This is a genomic window from Salinispora sp. H7-4, from assembly GCF_013416675.1.
Taxonomy (GTDB): domain Bacteria; phylum Actinomycetota; class Actinomycetes; order Mycobacteriales; family Micromonosporaceae; genus Micromonospora; species Micromonospora vitiensis.
Window position 1 is genome coordinate 26,065 of the sequence record NZ_JABZED010000008.1, and the last position, 2,355, is coordinate 28,419.

A 2,355-nucleotide genomic window follows, 5' to 3' on the forward strand; every position below is an offset into this window, starting at 1 on the left:
ATGTACCACAGCCTCGACGGCACCTCCATGGCCACCCCACACGTCGCCGGAGCCGCCGCCATCCTCACCCAACAACACCCCAACTGGACCAACACCCAACTCAAGAACGCCCTCATGAGCAGCACCCAAGCTCTCAGCGACACCTACAGCGCATACCAGGTCGGCACCGGCCGCCTCGACGTAGCGGCAGCGGTGAACAGGACCATACAAGCCACCGGCTCAATGTTCTTCGGCTACTTCGACTGGCCACACCAACCCACCGACACCCCCATCACCAAGGCGGTCACCCTCACCAACGCCAGCACCACCCCCGTCACCCTCGACCTAGCCACCACCGGCAACGAGGCGTTCACCCCCGATATCCCCACGGTCACCGTCCCCGCCGCAGGTCAGATAGACGTCCCGGTAACCGGCGCCCCCCGCGGAGACACCACTGGCCAACACACCGGCTACCTCATCGGCACCGATGCCAGCACCGGCGAAACCATCACCCGCACCGCCCTCGGCCTCCTCAAAGAGGACGAACACTACGACCTCACCATCACACTCCGCGACCGCAACGGCGAACCCACCAGCGCGACCGTCCGGATAGAGGAGGCCGGTGGGCGGTTCTCCGACTTCCTCGACGTCGACGGTGAGCAGACCTTGCGCCTCCCACCCGGGACCTACACCCTGAAAACTGAGTTTGACGTCGCGGGTGAACAGGCCGACTCCCTCGGCCTCGCCCTGCTGGTCGCCCCGGAAGTCGTACTCGACAAACCAACCGAGGTAAACCTGGACGCCCGCCAGGCCCGACTACTCGACACCACCACCCCCCAGCGCACCGAGGACCGACAGCGCAAACTCGAATACGTCGTCGACTACCCCGAAGGCAACCGCTTCCACTACATACGCGAAGTCTCGGGAAGTTACGACGACCTGTATGTACTGCCGACTGAGAAGACCACCGAGAGCTCGTTCAGCATGGGGGCCCGATGGCGTAAGGGTGAGCCGGTCCTGAGCCTGCGCGCCTTCGGCCTGCTCCCCATCGACACCGTGGTCCAACGCAACAGCACCATCACCACCGGTACCCAGTGGCTACGCCCCGTCTACGCCGGCACCGGCACCCCCGAGGACTACGCCAACGTCGACGCCGAAGGCAAAATCGCCGTCGTCAAACGCAGCGACGACATCAGGGCAACCGACCAGGCCGCCGCCGCAGCCACCGCCGGAGCCGCACTCCTCCTGATCGTCAACGACAACCCCGGAATCCTCCACGAATACGTCGGCAACTCCCCCATCCCCGTCGCCAGCGTCCACCGCGACATCGGAAACATCCTGATCACACTCGCCAAACACGGAACACCACCGCTGCAGGTCAGCCAGGAGCAGCACCCCGACACCATCTACGACCTGGCCAAGGTCTGGCGGGACCAGGTGCCGGACCAGCCCCTCACCTACCACCCCAGCCACCACGACCTGGCCCGAATCGATGCTCGCTACCACGCCGTCCAGGACACCACTGGTGTGGGCTACCGCCACGACCTGACCTTCACCCTGGCGCTCGGAATCATCGAGCGAGAGTGGTACCCCGGCACCCGCACCGAATGGGTCACCCCAGGAATCGACTGGCACGAGAGGCATAGTCAAGGCCCCTGGCGCGACGCTTCCTACAGCAACTCGTACGACAAGGGGTCGACCACCAGCCTGGACTGGTTCGCACCCGCCGTCCGACCCGCTTTCAGCCGCGGCTACGACCATCCAAACAGCCGACACCAGGACACCATGACCCTCAACGTGCAAACCTGGAGCCCTTCGGGCACCCAGCTCGAACACGGCGGGTTTATGGGCCCCAACTCGGTGTCGACGAACACGCGGCTCTACCAGGGCGACACGCTGCTGCACGAGAACACCAGGAGCGCATACCTGCCAGACATGGAGGTGCCGGCCGGGACGCTGCCGTACCGGCTGGTGCTGGACGCATCACGCCCAGCCGACGAGTGGCGGCTGTCGACCCGTACCCACACCGAGTGGGACTTCATCTCCAGCACCAACGACGCCGACCCCAACTCCCCCGAACCGCTCACCCTGCTGCAGCTCGACTACGAGCTGGAGACCGACCTACGAGGCGACGTCGAAGCCGGCACCCGCCAAGACATCAGCATCACCCCCAGACCACAGCCGGGCGGTACCGGCACCGGCACCATCACCGCAGTGGAGCTTGAGGTCTCCTACGACGACGGCACCACCTGGCAACCCATCACCCTCACCCCGGGCGACAACAACCGCCACACCGCAACCCTGAAACTGCCCGACCAACCCGACAGCTTCATCTCCGTACGCGCCGCCGCCGAAACCGACACCGGCTTCGCCATC

At 65.5% G+C, this 2,355-nt stretch carries 1 protein-coding gene; it reads left to right on the top strand.

Annotation, left to right across the window (positions count from 1 at the left end; genetic code table 11):
• Positions 1 to 2,355: S8 family serine peptidase (locus H0524_RS10495; RefSeq protein WP_180198488.1), on the top strand; the 2,355-nt coding region annotated here is incomplete at both ends.